24 protein-coding genes are annotated in these 17023 nt (G+C 64.0%); 9 read left to right on the top strand and 15 right to left on the bottom strand.

Annotated features, from left to right (window positions below):
• Positions 1 to 62 precede the first annotated feature (62 nt).
• The gene (locus GA0061099_RS03825) at positions 63 to 278 is read right to left on the bottom strand and encodes a hypothetical protein (RefSeq protein WP_036028511.1); all 216 of its coding nucleotides are present in this window, start codon (positions 276 to 278) and stop codon (positions 63 to 65) included.
• A 235-nt stretch (positions 279 to 513) separates the two neighbouring features.
• On the opposite strand from GA0061099_RS03825, the gene ettA reads away from it, so the two are divergent.
• Positions 514 to 2163, top strand: a complete 1650-nt coding sequence (gene ettA, locus GA0061099_RS03820) for an energy-dependent translational throttle protein EttA (protein WP_036028509.1) — start codon at positions 514 to 516, stop codon at positions 2161 to 2163.
• 7 nt (positions 2164 to 2170) lie between these two features.
• Positions 2171 to 3397, top strand: coding sequence for a lytic murein transglycosylase (locus tag GA0061099_RS03815; protein ID WP_036028508.1), 1227 nt, complete (start codon positions 2171 to 2173; stop codon positions 3395 to 3397).
• Between the two features lie 177 nt (positions 3398 to 3574).
• On the opposite strand, the gene GA0061099_RS03810 is transcribed toward GA0061099_RS03815, so the two are convergent.
• Positions 3575 to 3856 (bottom strand): hypothetical protein, encoded by a 282-nt coding sequence (locus GA0061099_RS03810; RefSeq protein ID WP_036013199.1) that lies wholly within the window; start codon positions 3854 to 3856, stop codon positions 3575 to 3577.
• A 211-nt stretch (positions 3857 to 4067) separates the two neighbouring features.
• Positions 4068 to 4388, bottom strand: coding sequence for a hypothetical protein (locus GA0061099_RS03805; RefSeq protein WP_036028505.1), 321 nt, complete (start codon positions 4386 to 4388; stop codon positions 4068 to 4070).
• 600 nt (positions 4389 to 4988) lie between these two features.
• Between GA0061099_RS03805 and GA0061099_RS03795 the strand changes: the two genes are divergently transcribed.
• Positions 4989 to 5261, top strand: a complete 273-nt coding sequence (locus GA0061099_RS03795; protein ID WP_036013202.1) for a (2Fe-2S)-binding protein — start codon at positions 4989 to 4991, stop codon at positions 5259 to 5261.
• Positions 5262 to 5394: 133 nt separating this feature from the next.
• Positions 5395 to 5883, top strand: coding sequence for a bacterioferritin (bfr, locus tag GA0061099_RS03790; protein WP_036013205.1), 489 nt, complete (start codon positions 5395 to 5397; stop codon positions 5881 to 5883).
• A gap of 95 nt (positions 5884 to 5978) precedes the next feature.
• On the opposite strand, the gene GA0061099_RS03785 is transcribed toward bfr, so the two are convergent.
• Both GA0061099_RS03785 and GA0061099_RS03780 read right to left on the bottom strand, forming a co-directional pair.
• Positions 5979 to 6581, bottom strand: a complete 603-nt coding sequence (locus GA0061099_RS03785; protein ID WP_036028502.1) for an MSMEG_1061 family FMN-dependent PPOX-type flavoprotein — start codon at positions 6579 to 6581, stop codon at positions 5979 to 5981.
• 76 nt (positions 6582 to 6657) lie between these two features.
• Positions 6658 to 7011 (bottom strand): hypothetical protein, encoded by a 354-nt coding sequence (locus GA0061099_RS03780; RefSeq protein WP_036028558.1) that lies wholly within the window; start codon positions 7009 to 7011, stop codon positions 6658 to 6660.
• A 259-nt stretch (positions 7012 to 7270) separates the two neighbouring features.
• On the opposite strand from GA0061099_RS03780, the gene GA0061099_RS03775 reads away from it, so the two are divergent.
• Both GA0061099_RS03775 and GA0061099_RS03770 read left to right on the top strand, forming a co-directional pair.
• Positions 7271 to 7540 carry a DUF2277 domain-containing protein gene (locus GA0061099_RS03775; RefSeq protein WP_036013210.1) on the top strand — a complete coding sequence of 90 codons (270 nt, stop codon included), beginning with the start codon at positions 7271 to 7273 and terminating at the stop codon, positions 7538 to 7540.
• Between the two features lie 93 nt (positions 7541 to 7633).
• The gene (locus GA0061099_RS03770) at positions 7634 to 7849 is read left to right on the top strand and encodes a hypothetical protein (RefSeq protein WP_036028500.1); all 216 of its coding nucleotides are present in this window, start codon (positions 7634 to 7636) and stop codon (positions 7847 to 7849) included.
• On the opposite strand, the gene GA0061099_RS03765 is transcribed toward GA0061099_RS03770, so the two are convergent.
• The 3 genes from GA0061099_RS03765 to GA0061099_RS03755 all read right to left on the bottom strand — a co-directional run bounded on the left by GA0061099_RS03765 (position 7846) and on the right by GA0061099_RS03755 (position 9740).
• Positions 7846 to 8370 (bottom strand): collagen-like triple helix repeat-containing protein, encoded by a 525-nt coding sequence (locus tag GA0061099_RS03765; RefSeq protein ID WP_036013214.1) that lies wholly within the window; start codon positions 8368 to 8370, stop codon positions 7846 to 7848. The genes GA0061099_RS03770 and GA0061099_RS03765 overlap by 4 nt on opposite strands.
• Positions 8371 to 8542: 172 nt before the next feature.
• Entirely contained in the window at positions 8543 to 8791 is a 249-nt protein-coding gene (locus GA0061099_RS03760) for a helix-turn-helix domain-containing protein (protein WP_036013218.1), read from the bottom strand.
• A 181-nt stretch (positions 8792 to 8972) separates the two neighbouring features.
• The gene (locus GA0061099_RS03755) at positions 8973 to 9740 is read right to left on the bottom strand and encodes an SDR family NAD(P)-dependent oxidoreductase (protein WP_036028499.1); all 768 of its coding nucleotides are present in this window, start codon (positions 9738 to 9740) and stop codon (positions 8973 to 8975) included.
• A 111-nt stretch (positions 9741 to 9851) separates the two neighbouring features.
• On the opposite strand from GA0061099_RS03755, the gene GA0061099_RS03750 reads away from it, so the two are divergent.
• Complete coding sequence (locus tag GA0061099_RS03750) at positions 9852 to 10337, top strand: molecular chaperone DnaJ (RefSeq protein WP_036028497.1); 486 nt, start codon at positions 9852 to 9854, stop codon at positions 10335 to 10337.
• A 79-nt stretch (positions 10338 to 10416) separates the two neighbouring features.
• Here the strand turns inward: GA0061099_RS03750 and GA0061099_RS03745 are convergent, their stop codons facing one another.
• The 3 genes from GA0061099_RS03745 to GA0061099_RS03735 all read right to left on the bottom strand — a co-directional run bounded on the left by GA0061099_RS03745 (position 10417) and on the right by GA0061099_RS03735 (position 11722).
• Positions 10417 to 10668 carry a hypothetical protein gene (locus GA0061099_RS03745; RefSeq protein ID WP_036013225.1) on the bottom strand — a complete coding sequence of 84 codons (252 nt, stop codon included), beginning with the start codon at positions 10666 to 10668 and terminating at the stop codon, positions 10417 to 10419.
• 238 nt (positions 10669 to 10906) lie between these two features.
• A complete protein-coding gene (locus GA0061099_RS03740) occupies positions 10907 to 11167 on the bottom strand; it encodes a hypothetical protein (RefSeq protein ID WP_036013227.1) in 261 nt (86 codons plus the stop codon).
• Between the two features lie 171 nt (positions 11168 to 11338).
• The gene (locus tag GA0061099_RS03735) at positions 11339 to 11722 is read right to left on the bottom strand and encodes a RidA family protein (RefSeq protein ID WP_036028496.1); all 384 of its coding nucleotides are present in this window, start codon (positions 11720 to 11722) and stop codon (positions 11339 to 11341) included.
• 518 nt (positions 11723 to 12240) lie between these two features.
• On the opposite strand from GA0061099_RS03735, the gene GA0061099_RS03725 reads away from it, so the two are divergent.
• Positions 12241 to 12675 carry a hypothetical protein gene (locus GA0061099_RS03725; protein ID WP_036013234.1) on the top strand — a complete coding sequence of 145 codons (435 nt, stop codon included), beginning with the start codon at positions 12241 to 12243 and terminating at the stop codon, positions 12673 to 12675.
• Positions 12676 to 12818: 143 nt separating this feature from the next.
• Here the strand turns inward: GA0061099_RS03725 and GA0061099_RS03720 are convergent, their stop codons facing one another.
• Positions 12819 to 13514 (bottom strand): glutathione S-transferase family protein, encoded by a 696-nt coding sequence (locus GA0061099_RS03720; RefSeq protein ID WP_036028493.1) that lies wholly within the window; start codon positions 13512 to 13514, stop codon positions 12819 to 12821.
• Between the two features lie 248 nt (positions 13515 to 13762).
• Between GA0061099_RS03720 and GA0061099_RS03715 the strand changes: the two genes are divergently transcribed.
• The gene (locus tag GA0061099_RS03715; protein ID WP_036028492.1) at positions 13763 to 14308 is read left to right on the top strand and encodes an HD domain-containing protein; all 546 of its coding nucleotides are present in this window, start codon (positions 13763 to 13765) and stop codon (positions 14306 to 14308) included.
• Positions 14309 to 14323: 15 nt separating this feature from the next.
• On the opposite strand, the gene GA0061099_RS03710 is transcribed toward GA0061099_RS03715, so the two are convergent.
• The 3 genes from GA0061099_RS03710 to GA0061099_RS03700 form a co-directional block, all read right to left on the bottom strand.
• Positions 14324 to 14971, bottom strand: a complete 648-nt coding sequence (locus GA0061099_RS03710; protein ID WP_036028556.1) for a glutathione S-transferase family protein — start codon at positions 14969 to 14971, stop codon at positions 14324 to 14326.
• Positions 14972 to 15186: 215 nt separating this feature from the next.
• On the bottom strand, positions 15187 to 15699 hold the full coding sequence (locus GA0061099_RS03705; RefSeq protein WP_036028489.1) for a mismatch-specific DNA-glycosylase: 513 nt from the start codon (positions 15697 to 15699) through the stop codon (positions 15187 to 15189).
• A gap of 150 nt (positions 15700 to 15849) precedes the next feature.
• Complete coding sequence (locus GA0061099_RS03700; RefSeq protein ID WP_074447539.1) at positions 15850 to 16935, bottom strand: alpha/beta fold hydrolase; 1086 nt, start codon at positions 16933 to 16935, stop codon at positions 15850 to 15852.
• Positions 16936 to 17023: the final 88 nt, after the last annotated feature.

The following is a 17023-nucleotide window of genomic DNA, read 5'->3' as shown; positions in this document are numbered from 1 at the left end:
CGCGCAATCGCGCCGGCGCGCAAGCAGCCTGCGCCTTCAAAAATCCGATAGGAGATCGTCGCTCAGAGGTCGCGGGGCTTCAAGCGAAGCGGTGCATCCATGCCGTGCTTGGCGCGCCAGGCGGGGCCGGGGCCGCGCATGTAATGCAGCTCGGGCCGGTAGGGATTGAAGGCGGTGACGAAGAAGCGCTTCCAGAAGGCCTTGATCTCCGAGGCGAACCCGAAAGTGCGCCCGGCTCCTGCCGGAATGGGAAGCGAATTGGTCTCGATCAGAGCCATGATGCGGCCTCGCTGTGCTCCCCGTTCGTTCTGAGCGGGTGGCGCTGTTTCCGCGCGAAACCGAGCTTTGGCCTGATTTATTAAAAGATGGTTTCAATTGTCCGGATCGGTGGCCGGATGGTTTCCTGACCGTATTCATCCGTGGTGAACGGACGGAAAACGTTGCCCTTTGGGGGCGGGATCGCTACATCGCTGGCGAAGCAAATTTCCTCAAATCGAAGGTTTCACGGGACCGATGGCGCGCCAGTTCATCTATTTCATGCAGGGCCTGACCAAGAGCTACCCGACCCGGAAGGTGCTCGATAACATCCATCTGAGCTTCTACCCGGACGCCAAGATCGGCGTGCTCGGCGTCAACGGCTCGGGTAAGTCGACCCTGCTCAAGATCATGGCCGGTCTCGACAAGGAATACACCGGCGAGGCCTGGGTCGCCGAGGGCGCCCGCGTCGGCTATCTCGAGCAGGAGCCGCAGCTCGATTCCAAGCTGACCGTGCGCGAAAACGTCATGCAGGGCGTCGCCAAGCAGAAGGCGATCCTGGACCGTTACAACGAGCTCGCGGTCAATTATTCCGACGAGACCGCCGACGAGATGACCAAGCTGCAGGACGAGATCGAGGCCCAGGGCCTGTGGGATCTCGACAGCAAGGTCGACCAGGCCATGGACGCGCTGCGCTGTCCGCCCGATGATGCCGACGTGACGAAACTCTCGGGCGGTGAGCGCCGCCGCGTCGCGCTGTGCCGCCTGCTGCTCGACCAGCCCGAACTCTTGCTGCTGGACGAGCCGACCAACCATCTCGACGCGGAATCCGTGTCGTGGCTGGAAGGGCACCTGCGCAACTATCCCGGTGCGATCCTGATCGTCACCCACGACCGCTACTTCCTCGACAACGTCACGGGCTGGATCCTCGAGCTCGATCGCGGCCGCGGCATCCCGTACGAGGGCAATTACTCGTCCTGGCTGGTGCAGAAGCAGAAGCGTCTGGAGCAGGAGGGCCGCGAGGATGCGGCGCACCAGAAGACGCTCGCGCGCGAGCAGGAATGGGTCGCCTCGTCGCCGAAGGCCCGCCAGGCCAAGTCGAAGGCGCGCTACCAGCGCTATGAGGAGCTGCTGAAGAAGGCGAGCGAGAAGCAGACCCAGACCGCGCAAATCATCATTCCAGTGGCCGAGCGGCTCGGCGCCAACGTGGTCGATTTCGAGGGGCTCAGCAAAGGCTTTGGCGATCGTCTCCTGATCGACAACCTCACCTTCAAGCTGCCGCCCGGCGGCATCGTCGGCGTGATCGGTCCCAACGGCGCCGGCAAGACCACGTTGTTCAGGATGATCACCGCTCAGGAGAAGCCGGACTCCGGCACGATCACGGTCGGCGAGACCGTGCATCTCGGCTACGTCGACCAGTCGCGCGACGCGCTCGACGGCAAGAAGACCGTGTGGGAGGAGATCTCTGGCGGCAACGAACTGATCCTGCTCGGCAAGAAGGAAGTCAACTCGCGCGGCTATTGCTCGTCGTTCAACTTCAAGGGCGCGGACCAGCAGAAGAAGGTCGGCGCGCTCTCGGGCGGTGAACGCAACCGCGTCCATCTCGCAAAAATGCTGAAGTCCGGCGCCAACGTCCTGCTGCTCGACGAGCCGACCAACGACCTCGACGTCGACACGCTGCGCGCGCTCGAAGAGGCGCTGGAGGACTTCGCCGGCTGCGCCGTCATCATCAGCCACGATCGCTGGTTCCTCGACCGCATCGCGACGCACATCCTCGCCTTCGAGGGCGAGAGCCACGTCGAATGGTTCGAAGGCAATTTCCAGGACTACGAGAAGGACAAGATGCGCCGGCTCGGCCAGGACAGCATCATCCCGCACCGCGTGAAGTACAAGAAGCTGACGCGGTGATGGCGGCATGATGCGACGGGCGCTCATCGCTGCGGGGATCGTCATCGCCTGCAGCTGGTCGCCCGTCCGTGCTGCCGACGCCGCTTTCACCCAGTTCATCGCCTCGTTGTGGCCGGAGGCCCAACAGGCCGGCGTTTCGCGCGCAACGTTCGATGCGCAAACGCGCGGGCTGGAGCCCGACTACAAGCTGCCCGATCTGCTCTTGCCCGGGCGGCCGGCAACGGGTGCGCCGTCGCAGGCCGAGTTCGTGCAGGTGCCGGCCGACTACGTCAAGGAAGCCTCGATCGCGCGGCTTGCAGGCGAGGGGCAGCGGCTGCTCCAAAAGCATCGTACCTCGCTGGACGAGATCGAGAAGAAGTCCGGGGTGCCGGCGACCGTCATGCTCGCCATCTGGGGCCGCGAGACAGACTATGGCCGGCACACGTTGCCCTACGATCTGGTGCGCGTACTGGCGACGCAGGCCTATGTCGGACGCCGAAAGGATCAGTATCGCAACGAGTTCATTGCCGCGCTCAAGATCCTCGATGAAGGCGTCGTCACGCGCAAGGACATGCGCTCGTCCTGGGCCGGCGCGACCGGCCTCACCCAGTTCCTGCCGTCCGAATATTACAAGCATGGCGTCGATTTCGACGGCGATGGCCGCATCGACATCTGGCACTCGGTGCCGGATGCGCTGGCCTCGGCTGCGCAGCAGCTCGTCAACAAGGGCTGGCAGAGCGGCGTGCGCTGGGCTTACGAGGTGCAGGCGCCGGCGAAGGTCGATTGCACGACGGGCGTGCCGGAGGTGACGAAGCCGATCGGCCAATGGCTGCGCGAGGGTTTTGTCCCGGTACGCGGCCAAAAGCTCAGCGCCGCCGAGCAGGCGCAGCCGGCCTCGCTGCTCCAGCCCGAAGGCATCTACGGCCCGTCATTCCTGACCACGAAGAATTACTTCGTCATCAAGGAATACAATTTCTCCGATCTCTACGTGCTGTTCGTCGGCCACCTTGCCGACCGCATGACAAACCCGCTGCCGTTCGCGACGCCATGGGCGGCCTCGAAACAGCTGCGCACCAAGGACGTCGAGACCATGCAGCGCGAGCTGACGCGGATCGGGCTCTACAAGGACAAGATCGACGGCAAGGCCGGCATGCAGACGCGTGCGGCGCTTGGCGCCTATCAGAAGTCGGCGGGCCTCAAGCTCGATTGCTGGCCGAGCGAAGAGGTGCTGCGTTCGATCCAGGCGGCGCGATAGAGCATGATCCGGAAAAGTGTGAAGCGGTTTTCCGAAAAGATCATGCTCAAACAATAACCTAAAGCGCGATGACGCTTCATCCTAACCGCATCGCGCTTTAGCGTGCGCAAACAAAAAGCCCGGCCGATGCTCTCGGCCGGGCTTACCGATCGCGGCGCGCAGCGCCAGGCGATCAGATCAGTAGCAGACGCGAACCGGGCGGCTGACCCAGCCGTAGCCGTCCCAATAGCGCTCGCGGCGCCAGTAGCAGGGCGCGGGCGGCGGGGGCTCGGCGATGTAAACGGGGCCGCCATAGGCCGGACGGCTGGAGGCGATTGCGCCGCCGACGATGGCGCCGCCGATCAGGCCGGCTGCGATACCGGCGCCGACGCCGTCATGGGCCTTCGCGGACGGAGCGGCGGTCACCAGCGAACCGGCGACCGTCGCGACCGTGAGGGCGGCAACTAAAGTCTTGTTCATGCTCTTGGCTCTCCTGGGAGATGGGTTCCTCCTGCTAGAGGCGCCCGGGTTTCAAAGGTTCACGCACACTCTGATGGAATTGGCCTTGCAGCTAGGAAGCGCGCAAATGGTCAATCCACGGTAAACGCACACGGAGCTGTGACGAGAAAAAGCGGTCTTTTTCAGGCCCTGAGATGAACGGCGCATCCGTAGTGAACCGGCTTGGCGCGCCTCAGCCGCAGACTCGGACGCGACGGACGCGCCAGGCATAGCCATCCCAGAAGCGCTGCTTCTGCCAGACGCAGCCGCCGTAATAGTCGTCGGCAACATAGCCTGAACCCGGGGCGTAGTAGCGCGGCGGGTAGTAGCCCGGCCCATAGTAGCCATAGCTAGGCCCGTAATAATACGGAGAAGCCAGCGCGCCGCCGACAATGGCGCCGCCGATGATCCCGGCGGCCACGCCTGCCGCGACACCGCGCTGGGCATGGGCCGGCGTTCCGGCCGTCAGGGCCAGAATGGCGACGGCAGCGACCGCCAGGAGCGACTTCTTCATTGCTTGACCTTTCAGACGAACACGCGGGAACCTTTGGGCCGCAAGGTTCCATATTCCGCTTGAATGATCAATGAACGGCACCTTTGCCGGAGACGACCAATTGGTATGGGTCCCACCGGGAGACGATGATGGGCAACGCGATGGTTAATGCTTTGATTGCGGCCGGGATCGTTTTCGCGGTCGGCTACGGCTGGATCGCACATCTCCAGAACCGCGCACGGCGCTCCCGCGCTACCGCCGGCAGCCACGGAGGGAGTAGCGGGGAGAGCACCTATTCCGGGACGAATGACGGCTTCTCGCTGGGAAGCTGGCTTTCCGGCGGCAGTTCGGGGAGCTCTGGCGACGGCGCAAGCTGTTCCAGCAGCGATAGCAGCAGTAGCGGCGGCGACTGCGGAGGCGGTGGCGACGGCGGAGGAGGAGGCGGCGGCGGCGGCGACTAGTGGGCTACAATCTTGATCCAGCGCAAGAGCTTGATTTAGAGCCGTTCTAGGCTTTGATCAGGCCAGTTTGGAATAGCTTCAAATACCTGTTTTTCCTTTTGCATCCGGCCGGCCTGTTAAATATCGATGATGGCGCATCACCGAAGGGCCTGCCGCTTCCATGATCGTTTGTTCCTGTAACGTGCTGAGCGATGATGATATCCGCGCCGCCGTCGCCGAGTCCGACGACGCCGTGCGGCATGCCAAACAGGTCTATGGCTGTCTCGGCTGCAGCGCCGAATGCGGGCGCTGCGCCCGGACGATCAAGAGTATCATCGACGAAGCGCTCGGCCCCTGTGCGCAGTCCTGCTGCGCCGGCTGCCCGCATAGCCACACCGTGGCCGCCAACGACGAGACCGCCGAACCCGCCGAGTTCGCCCTCGCGGCCTGCTGAAAACTTCCGCAATTCCGGCTGAGCTTTTCCCCGGCTGGGTTCCCGTAGCCGGTTGCTCTCGCTCGCAAAGTGATTTAGAAGCGTTCTAAACTCGGTTTGGGACCGATTTGGACTGCAAGAGCTGGAGTGAACCATGCAGGGCGACGCAAAAGTCATCGACTATCTCAACAAGGCGCTGCGTCACGAGCTGACTGCGATCAATCAGTACTGGCTGCATTACCGCTTCCTCGACAATTGGGGCCTGCTGGACATGGCCAAGGTCTGGCGCAAGGAATCCATCGAGGAGATGGAGCACGCCGACAAGCTCACCGAGCGGATCCTGTTCTTCGACGGCTTTCCGAACATGCAGGTGCTCGATCCCCTGCGCATCGGCCAGAACGTCAAGGAGATCATCGAGTGCGATCTCGCCGCCGAGATGAGCGCGCGGGCGCTCTATCAGGAAGCGGCGACCTACTGTCACAGCGCCAAGGACTATGTCACACGCGACCTGTTCGAGAAGCTGATGAGCGACGAGGAGCACCACATCGACTTCCTCGAGACCCAGCTCGATCTGATCGGCCGCATCGGCCTCGAGCTCTACACCCAGAAGCATGTCGGCGGGCTCGAGGGCGAGGGGCACTAAGCTCGGGCCCGGCTCCCTCCATCGTCATGGCCGGGCTTGACCCCGGCCATCCACGTGTTGCCGCACGTCGTTTCGTTTTGCGGAACCGCTCTCGGCTACAGCTGCGTCTTGTAGAGCTCTTCCACGGCCTCCTGGCTCGCCGGTTCGCCGAGGCCGGTCTGCTCGTGAATGACCGTGACGATGCTCGGCATCACCGAGCGCTGCACCTTCTCCGACCCCCACAGATTCGAGCGCATCAGCGCCTTGCCGCAATGGAAATAGACCTCGCTGACCGCGACGTTCAGCACCGCGCGCGGCGGCTTGCCGAATTCCACCATCGAGGCGAGCAGATCCGGGTCGGCCGACAGCGTGCCGCGGCCGCCGACGCGCAGCGTCTCCTCGATGCCCGGCACGAAGAACAGCAAATGCACGAAGCCTGAGCCTTCGACGACGTTGCGGAAACTGTCGATGCGGTTGTTGCCGGAGCGGTCGGGCATCAGCAGCTGGTTGGGGCCGGCGACGCGGACGAAGCCGATGCCGCCGCCGCGCGGCGAAGCGTCGACGCTGCCGTCCGCTCCCGATGTCGCGAGCACGCAGAATGGCGACATCTCGATGAATTTCTTCGCATGCGCATCGATCGCGGGCCGTGCCTTCGCGATCACGCGCGGGCTCGGCTTGGCATAGATGGTGGCGAGGTCTTCGGCGCTAAGATCGGTCAACGGCGTGCCTCCGCTTCAGCTGGCTTCAAGCTACCCGATCGGGCCGTCGCCAGCCAATGGAAATTACCAAGGCGCGTTACACCGCATCCGCCGGCACGAAGCAGCTGATGATGATGGAGCCGCGGTGGTGGACGTACCACACCACGGCCTGGCCGATCGGATTGCCCTGGTCGCGGATGATGGCGCGTCCGGGCACCTCGATCCATTGTCCCTCGATCGGCACCCAATAAGCGCCATTGCGCACGTCATACTCGGTGCGATGGCCGTCGGAGATGTCGCAGCAGGGAACCCCGTTCGGCGCGATCACGCTCTTGAACCAGGCGCGGATGTCGGGCGGAACGTGGTCGTATTGGCCATTGTCGCGCGCGAACGCAACGTTTGCCAGCGCTGTCGCCGCAACCAACCAAACGCACAGTGCGAGCCTGTGCATGCGATCCTCCTCGTCGCGTATCGTGCCATGGGCGCGCGATTGTCCTGCGCGTCTTTCCCTATCGTTGGCACGGATTAAGCCTGAGCCGTCACTGCAATGCATGCTCAAATAATATGCGATGCCGGCGCCCCCGCTTATGATGCGCTGCGAGATCAGCTTGTGGCGATGCGCATCCACCAAGTTGGTCGCAGAAGCGAGAAGGCGGATGTAGGATTTCGGCTCGGACCTTCGTCTTAAGGAAAACGCCGGGAGAAAGTGCATGTGCCGCAACATCAAGACGCTGTTCAACTTCGAGCCGCCGGCGACGGAGGATGAGATCCACGCCAGCGCGCTGCAATTCGTGCGAAAGCTGTCGGGTTTCAACAAGCCGTCGCAGGCCAACGAGGCGGCGTTCGATCGTGCGGTGGCCGAGGTCTCCGAGGCGGCGCGAAAACTCCTGACCTCGCTGCATACGAACGCGCCGGCGCGCGACCGCGAGGTTGAGGCGGAGAAGGCGAAAGAGCGTTCGCGGCTGCGCTTCGGTACGTGAGGTCAGGCAGCGTGCTCCGTGATCTGGCTCACGGTATCTGCTGCCTCGGCTTGCGATGGTGGCGGCCGGGGTTTTGATCGCCCGGAGCACGATATGAGCCGCCCCCTTCTTCCTTTGAAAGCAGGTGCCATCGTCTTCACGCTGCTGTGGACCGCGTGGATGATGTGGTGGGGCGGCTCGTTCTCGAGCGCGAACGTGATCATCCTCGCCCTGTGCGGCGCGGCGGTCGGCTATTTCTGGTATCGCGCCATGCGCTGGCAATTCGAGCGCATGGGCATGCTGCCGCGGCGCGAGGATCGGCCCGACTAGACCCGTCGGCTATCCTTGCCCTGCTTCTTCTTTTTCTTTTTCTTCCTGTGATCGTCGACGTCATCGCCCTCGTCATCGACGATTGCCTCGTCGGTCTCCTGGACGGCGGCTTCGAGCGCTTCGCGCTCGGCGGCTTCGCGCTCGCGTTGGCGGCGGCGTTCGTCCCAGGCATCGAAGAGCTGGTCGAGCCAGGGCAGCACCTGCTCGATCGACGGCAATTGGCCGGGCGGACCCGGCTCGCCGCGCGGGCCTTGCGGCCCCGCCGGTCCCTGCGGCCCGGCAGGTCCCGGTGCGCCGGCTGGCCCACGCGGACCGGCTTCGCCCTGTTTGCCTTGCGGACCGGGCTTGCCGGGCGGCCCGGCCTTCCCGACCGGGCCCGGCTTGCCCTGCGGCCCGGGCTTGCCGCGTGCGCCGTCGGGGCCGCGCCGGCCCGGATGCCCCTGTGGCCCCGGCCGTCCCGGCTCGCCTTGCCGCCCGCGAGGCCCCTGAGGCCCCGGCCGTCGTCCCTGGTCGTCTGCCACGCCACCGCTCCCTTCACCTGGAGCAAGCTACTTAGCGGCGTTTGACGACAGCAGCAATTCTGCCCGCGCATCGTGCCAGGCTTGATCAACATCAATCGGCGGCGCGAGCGGCCGCCTCATCGATCGCGCGTGGCTGCGCAGCGCGCCGTCGCTGGCCGATTGATGTCGTGCGCTAATCCTGACAGGCGGGCACGTCGATGCCGGAGGCGGCATAGAGCCTGATCTTGTTGCGCAGCGTGCGTACGGAAAGGCCGAGCACGCGCGAGGCGCGCGTGCGGTTGCCGTCACAGCGCGCCAGCGTCTGGATCACGAGCTCACGCTCGACCTCGTCGACGGTGGCACCGATCAGAAGCGGAACGATCTGGTTCGGGGCAAGGAATTGTGCGTCCGGCCCGGACGCGGCGACATGAACAGTGGTCATCAAAACACCTCCCGATCAACGCCCGCTTCCATCGTCGGAAGCGGATCGAGAACCAACGACCCCCAAGCCGTGAATCTACGGTGGTCCGGTTTGGTTAATGAAAGGTTAATTGGAGGGGCTGCACCGAATTGATCTTGAGAATGCCCAGATGCCGCCGCGATTGGTGCGAGCCTCGCATCCCTCACACCGTGCGATAGCCGCCGTCCACCATCACGATGGTTCCGGTGACATAGGCCGACAGATCGGAGGCGAGGAACACCGCGGGGCCGACGATGTCCTCGGGCTTGCCGGTGCGCGCCAGCGGGGTGTGATCGATGAAAGCCTGCACCAGCGCCGGATTGGTCGCGCGCGCATTGGCGTTGAGGTTGGTCTCGATGAAGCCGGGGCCGATCGCGTTGACGCGCACGCCTTCCTTGCCGAGCTCGACCGCGAGCGCCTTGGTGAAGCCGAGCACGCCGTGTTTCGAGGTGGTGTAGGCCGCCGAGCTCGGCGTGCGCAGATGCACGAAGGACTGGATCGAGCCGATATTGACGATGCGGCCTTTGCTGGCGCGCAAGGGCGCGAGGAACGCCTGCGTCACGTTGAACACGCCGTTGAGGTTGAGCGAGATGATGTCGTTCCAGTCCTTCGCCACCGTCTCGGTCTCCGCGGTGAAGGCGTTGCGGCGGGTGATGCCGGCATTGTTGACGAGGATCGAGACCTGCCCGATCTTGTCGGCGATCTGCCTGGCGAGCGCGAAGCAATCCTCGCGCCTGACAACGTCGAGCGCAAAGCTCTCGGCCTTGCCGCCCGCTTGCCGGATCTCCTGCGCCGCCTCCGCCACCGTCTCGGCGTTGACGTCGAGCAGCACGACCTGCGCGCCCTCCCGCGCATAGCCGGTGGCGATCGCCCGGCCGATTCCGGAACCGGCGCCGGTGACGACAGCGATGTGGTTTGCGAGCAGCGCCATGGCAGTTTCCTCCCGTTTTCGTTTCGAAGTTTCACGAAACGCTAACGCGAAATTAAGGGGTCGGAAACGGCGGCCTTGGCATACTGATCCTGATTGCTAAACGTTGCGCGCATGATGGAACGGCTCGAAACCTGGAAACTCGCTCTGGAACGCCTGCGGTCGGCGCAAGCGCCTGACTGGGCCGAGGCCGGCCGGCTGGTGGCCGAGATCGCGCGGATGAGCAGCGACGTCACGCTGCGCCAGGCTGCCGAGCAGGCGCTGCCGGTGCTGCGCCAGGCCGTCGACAATGACGATCATAGCGTGACGCTGGCGGCCCAGCGCCGTCTCGGCGTGGTCCTCGAGGTCGTGCACGATCTGACCGCGCCGCGCTTCGGCCGCCGCAACGTCGCGCCGAAGAAGCTTTCCAGCGAGGATCGCGCCCGCAAGATGCTCGGCCTGCCGCTCGCGGTGCAACTCACCTGCGAGGACATCAACCAGGCCTATCGCCGCGCCGCCAAGGGCCTGCATCCCGACCAGGGCGGCAGTGCCGAAGCCTTCATCGACCTCGCCGCCGCGCGCGACATCCTGATCCATCCCGGCGCGCACAAGGACGCGTGAGCGTCTCGGGCCTTCGAAAAGCAAACCGGGCAAGGACGCCCGCGTCCTTGCCCGGTTCTTCGTCCGCCGATCGATTACCTTACCACTTGCAGCTACCGCTCTTGAGCGCGGCGTCCTTGACCATGAGTGCATCGACGAAGGTCGGCACGCTAGCGCTGGCGCGGTGATAGCCGGCCGGCCACGGCGTGGTCGGGATGCTCTCGTCCCAGATCTGGCAGAAGCCGGTGTCCTGCCAGCGGATCAGATGATAGCTGGCTTCGGCCGGGCTCGCGGCGACGAACGCGGTGACGGCAAGACCGGCGGCAGCGCACAGCATGGAAATACGACGCATGATCAGCTCCTCAAATGAATGATGTGATGCGCCTCCCGACAATGACGGGGAGGGGTGGTGCGGGACGCGCTTGGCATGCGCCCCGGACAAGATGTGAGTAGTTCCACCCGCCGCCGAGGTTCAAAGAATGTGCGCGGGACAGGTCTGATGGCGGCCGGGGAAACGCTTCAGGCCACTCAAAGCAAAAGGGCGGATCGCCCGCGCGACCCGCCCTTCAAACGCTACTCTCGCGTCCGGCTCAGAGCGTGCACTTCCGCTCGGTGCGCATCTTGATCTGCAGGTCCGAGGCCTGCTGGAAGGTCGGGAACGGCTTGCTGACGACCTTGTAGGTAGAGACCCCGAACTGGAACGGCTTGTACTGCAGGTCCTCGTTCCAGACCTGGCAGATGCCGGTGTTGTCCCAGCGGATCACGTAATAGCCGACCTTCGCGGAGGCGGGCACGGCGAACACGGAACTAGCGATGCCGGCAACGGCACTGAGCGCGAGAAGGCGACGCATGAAGTATCTCCTGGTGGGACATGGGTGGTGGGACATGGGACCGAAAAAATTCGTGCGGTAAAAGCAGGTCCTTTGCAAGCCGGGGGGCCGCCATTCACGGACATGTCAGCTGTGCCCAACGCATTTGGTTTGGACGCGTGCCCGATAGGTCACACGCAGCTGACTAGGCTCCTACTTGGCCAGCGAAGCGACCGCCTCGATCTCGATCAGCATCTTCGGATCGGGCAGCGCCTGCACCACGCAAGTCGTGCGCGCCGGGTACGGCGGCGGGCCGAAGGCGCCGGCATAGAGCGCGTTCATCGCGGCGACGTCCGTGGCGCGGGTCAGGAGCACGTTGACCTTGACGAGATCATGCATGCCGGCGCCGGCCTCGCTCAGCACGCGCTTGATGTTGACGACGACATTGGCGAACTGCGTCTCGAAGCCGTCGGGCAGCGCACCATTGGCATCGAAGCCGGGAATGCCGGAGACGAACAGGAGGTCGCCAACCCGCGTCGCAAAGGACAGCGGCGGCGCCTTGACGTGCGGCGGGGGCGCGAAATGCTGGATCGGCATGGGATCACCTCAGGACGGGGGCGGACGCAGGAGCGTAGCGGCTGGCGCGGGGATGCTCAAAACAAAAGTGCGAAAACAACCCCATGCACAGTAGGCGCCGCACGGAAATCATTGATGTTTTCCAGAATTCGCCAAACGCGAAGCATTCGGTTGCTCCGTCGGGCAAAACAGGGGCATTATGGCACGATGGCGATGGTGATCTTCGCCTCTCCCCGCGTGCGGCCTGCGCGTGGCGAGAGAGCAGGCCATTCACCCGTCATTGCGAGGAGCCCTTGCGACGAAGCAATCCAGACTGCCGCCGCGGAGCGATTCTGGATTGCTTCGCGGAGCCTGCCATCGGGCCGCGCTTCGCGCGGACCCGTTGGCTCGCAATGACGGAGCATGAGGACCTTCCGCGAGTCTCGCCGCCGCCTTGCTTGCGGAAACGCCCGCCGATCATGTTGCCGCCCCGATCGATCAGGTACATTCGCTCCGTCTGATTCGAACCCTCCTTTAAAAAACAGCCCCCGGAGACCCCCATGAAGCTCGCATCCACCCTCCGCGCCGCGTGCGTCGCCATCGTCGCCCTGGCTGGCCTCTCGACGACCGCGCAGGCCGACAGCGGCTTCGTGACGCTGACGATCTACAAGGCGGGCTGGATCATCGGCGGCTCGGGCGGCTCGGGCGTGCTCAACTTCCGCGGCCGCTCGTACGGGCTCTCCACCGGCGGCCTCGACTACGGCCTGGTGTTCGGGGGATCCAAGACCGTGCTGCGCGGCCGCGTCTCCAACATCAACCGTCCCTCCGACGTTGCCGGCGTCTACGGCGCCGCCGGTGCCGGCATCGCCGTCGGCTCCGGCGCCCGCGCCATCGTGCTGACCAACCAGAAGGGCGCAGTGCTGGAGCTGTCGGGCACGCAGGTGGGGTTGATGGCGAATGCGGATCTCAGCGGGCTTGCGATCACGATGCGGTAGAAGACGGTGCCGTAGGGTGGGTTAGCCCTGCGGATCCGCGCAGCGAATCCGCGGGGCGTAACCCACCATTTCTGCCGTCTTGGAAAGAGAGGAGGTGGGTTACGCTTCGGACAGCGCTTCGCGCCGCCCGAAGCTAACCCACCCTACGATTTCTCGACCATCGCATGCACCCGCTCGCAATGCGCGACGAGGTTTGCGTGCGCATCGACGAAGGCCTTCAGCGGCGTCGGGATCGGAAAGTAATAGATGTTGGCGATGAAGCCGTAGATGCCGGCATCAACGCTCGTCGGCGCCGCGCCGTGCACGAAGCCTTGCGCCGGCACGATGTCCGCCAGCACCTGCAAATCGGCGAGCCCCCGGGCATAGGCCTGCTCGGGCGTGTAGCGGCCGATGCCCTGGAAGTGATAGCGCTGCGCATTGTAGGCCTTGGCCTTCTCGAAGCCGGCAGCGTCGATCTGCGGATGCTGCGCAATGAACGCGTCGCGGAATGCCGGATAGAAGCGCTCGTCCTTCCAGCGCGAATAGGACATCACCCAGTAGAGATCGTCCAGCATGCGCGTGACGAGATGGTCGGTGCGGCGTGCGGCCTGCGACAGGCCGGCGTCGATCGTGAGGCGGTATTTCTTAGTCGCGTGCGCGATGATGGTCTCGCTGTCGCCGATGGTCTCGCTGTCGTCGACGATGTAAGGCAGCTGCCCGCGCGGCGCGGCAGAGGCATCGAAGACGTGCTCATGCACGAACGGCACGCCCGCGAGCTTGAGAAACGCATAGACCTTGAGGCCGTAGCCGTTGTTGTCGGCGACGCCGAAGAGTTCTGGGTAGGAGTAGAGGGTCAGCATGGGCGGGCTCCTCCGGGGTGACGGAGGCCAGCATGCTAGGGAGTGGAAACGGATGCAATCCTCGTGGCCCGCATGAGCGCAGCGACATGCGGGAATGGGGTCCCCGGATATCGCTTGCGCTCATCCGGGCTACGTCAGAGCGCCATTTGCGAATTGCCTTTTGCGCAATAGGATGACCGCGATCCTCTGGTCCGGGAGATGACGATGGCCATCAACAAGGACAAGATCGACGACGTGAGACTTCGCCCATGACCCGCGACGAATTGGTCGCTGCCTATGCGGCGCCCGGCCGCCACTATCACAATCTCGCGCATATCGAGGATTGCCTGGCGGCGCTCGCGCGGATCGATGGTCTCTCGGTCGCCGAGCGCGAGACGTTGTCGGAAGCGATCTGGTGGCACGATGCGGTCTACGATCCGACGCGGACGGACAACGAGGAGCGCAGCGCGGAGCTTGCCGAGCAGCACGTCCGCGCCGAGCTTCGCCAGGAGGTCGGCCGCCTGATCCGCCTGACGAAAACGCACGACGTTCCCGCCGACGATCGCCTCGGCGCGATCCTGATCTCGATCGACCTCAGCATTCTCGGCGCCGATCCGGCCCGCTACGACGCCTATGCCGCCGCGATCCGCCGGGAGTTCAGCCATGTCGCCGAGGGCGAGTATCGCGCAGGCCGCGCCCGCGTGCTACGCCGCTTCGCGGCACGCGAGGTCATCTTTCCCGATCCGGCCTTCGCCGCGAGTTTTGACCGCCAGGCCCGTGCTAACCTCGCTCGCGAGCTGGCCGAGCTGAGCTGAAGTGGGCTGACCCGCCTACGAACGCGACGCCGCCTGAAACACCGCCAGCTGCGCCTCGAACGCCCGCCTGAACGCCGGCCGCGCCTCGGCGCGGGCGACATAGGCGGCGATGTCGCGAAATTCGTCGAGCAGTCCTGACGTATTCAGCCGCCGCAGCACCGTCACCATCATGAGATCGCCGGCGCTGAAGGCGCCATCGAGCCAGTCGGTTTTGCCAACGCGGCGGGACAATTCGCCGAGCCTGATGCGCACGCGCTCCTGCAAGCTCGGCAGGCGCTCGGCGTACCAGCTCCTGTCGCGCTCGAACAGCATGGCCATGGTGAGCTCGACGATCGGCGGCTCCATTGTGCTCAGCGCAGCGAACATCCATGCGATCGCGCGGGCGCGCGCGTTCGCATCCTTCGGCAGCAAGCCGTCATGGCGCTCGGCGATGTGGAGCACGATCGCCCCGGACTCGAACAGCGTGAGATCGCCGTCCTCATAGGTCGGGATCTGGCCGAACGGATGCAGCGCCCGATGCGCAGGTTGTTTCATTGCGGCGAAGGAGAGGAGGCGAACGTCGTAGGGTTGGCCGACCTCTTCCAGCGCCCAGCGGACACGCATGTCGCGCGCCTGGCCCTTGCCGCGGTCGGGGGAGGATTCGAAGGCGGTGATGGTGGGCATGGGGGGCTCCATGTGCGTCGCGCTTGGTCCGGAGGACGATTGGTGGAGACGGATTCCGACACTCGTCTTGTAGGGTGGGTTAGCCGTTTCCATACGCGGTCCATCCCCACGGGACGGGGGAAGGCGTAACCCACCACGGCTGCGTCCGCGGCGACAGAAGTGGTGGGTTACGACGGGCGGACTGCGCTTCGCGCATCCGCACCGTCTAGGCCACCCTACGCAGCGATCCACTTGGCTAACTCCCGCCACGGCTCCAGCGTCCAATGCCCGGACGCAGCTCCTGATGGCGAGGGCAGCACGAATGTCTCCGGCCAGCTTCCGTCGCGCGCCTGCCGCCCCGGCGCAATCGCAGCCGACGGCCGGCCGTAAAACAAGCTCGCCGCCTTCTTGCTCGTGAAGGCAATCGTCCGCGGCCGGTACTTTTCCATCTTCGCCCTGAAGCCCGGCACGTCGAACGTCCCCGCCGCGATCTGGTGATCCATCCCGGCGCCCGTCTTGCAGAGATCGGTGAAGCCGATCCCGAGCGCGATCAGCGATGCGAACTCGCCCGGCTGATAGCGGCGCGGCGTGATCCCGGCCTCATGGAGCGCGCGCCAGAAGCGGTTGCCGGGATGGGCGTAATAGTGCCCGAGCTCGGCCGAGCGGGTCGAGGCGGCGGTGCCGACGAAAACGAGGCGGATGTTGGGGCGGAGCTGGTCGGGGAGGCGGTGGGGGGTAGGTTCGGACAATTCGGTTACCCGTTGTGTGTTCCGATGCGGAGACACGAAATGCTGGAGCGCTTGCAACGGAAGCAATGGCTCCGGGACCGCGTTCCGTTACACCTTGCCACGCCCGCCCAGCGGGCTAGGGATTGGATCTGTTGCCCTGCGGGGTGGGCATTAACTACACGCTTTCGCCCACTGCGCGCCAAGGCCTCCGTTGGCCACGAGTCGTCGCATCGCTGCTCTTGTTGGTGGCCAGTAATCGTATTGATGAGTAATTGTCCAAGCGTTATGGATCGAACGATTGTAAAAGTCGCTCCGCAAATCCCAAAGCTGAGCATCTACTGAGTTCGTTGCGCGGCATATCGGGCATCCGCATTGCCGAAGCTGTGAGATATCATCGTTGTCCAATAGCTTTCTTGGTGCCTTCTTAGTCTCGTTCCACTTAATCGTTCTCTGGCTCTTCATCGGGAGAAAGATTGAGCCGAAGCCAGCTGCTTGCCGCCAGCCGATCGAGTCCGCCGAGTCGGCACCAAAAGCGTATAGAGCCGGGAACGTGCGAGTCCCACCTGCCCCAAAAGCGTGTATTTTCGCATTGGGATTGCAATTTCGGATGATCGCCAACGCCTTCGAGATGAAGGTCTCAGCTCCCATTGAAGAAATTTCCCGTGAAACATTCCTATGCTGAAGCAAAGGGACGATGCCGCCGAGCCCAATCCATCGCAACTTAGCGTGCCGTCCGTCCAGCAAGCGGAGTGAGAGTTCTATTTCCGAGAACGTACGGCCGTGGACGACTGGCATAACCTTGCGCTGCTTCGCGGCTGCAATTGCTCGCCGGTATTCACCAAATGCGTAGCTTTCAGTCGCGATCTGATGGATCTTTGGAGAAACAAACGGTAGCTTGCGCAGCAACCAGTTTCCGATGCGGGCGCCTTCCAATGGTGTGCCTAGCGTTATGACGGCTGGCACCTTGTTTAGAAAATCGTCAGGTCCCTGAAGTAGTAAGTGTCTACAAATCTCCCTGGCGACTAAGCCCCCGAGGCTGTGACCTGCAAAGCAGATTGGGCTATGATCGGGGAAGCGCGTTCGTATCTCTGTCAGTATGCGCTGTGCACTAATTTCAACATCCGAGAGGCCGTTAATTGAGGCGCTATATGTTGGAGTCGTGACATCGAAATCGTCACTCTGAAGATATTCTGGAACAGCTCCCCAAGAATTTTCGTTACCTGTCAATCCGTGTAGGAATACAATTAGACCCGGCATAGGTTGGTTTGCCCCAAAGAATGTCGGGGGCGATCATAGGTTGTGTTGTCGTTCTGTCTAGTTGAAAAAAGGCCGAGCTCTTAGGCCC

This window comes from Bradyrhizobium yuanmingense (assembly GCF_900094575.1).
In the GTDB taxonomy this organism is placed as follows: domain Bacteria; phylum Pseudomonadota; class Alphaproteobacteria; order Rhizobiales; family Xanthobacteraceae; genus Bradyrhizobium; species Bradyrhizobium yuanmingense.
Note: the sequence above shows the minus strand (reverse complement) of the source record. Positions and strands in the feature narration are given on the sequence as shown.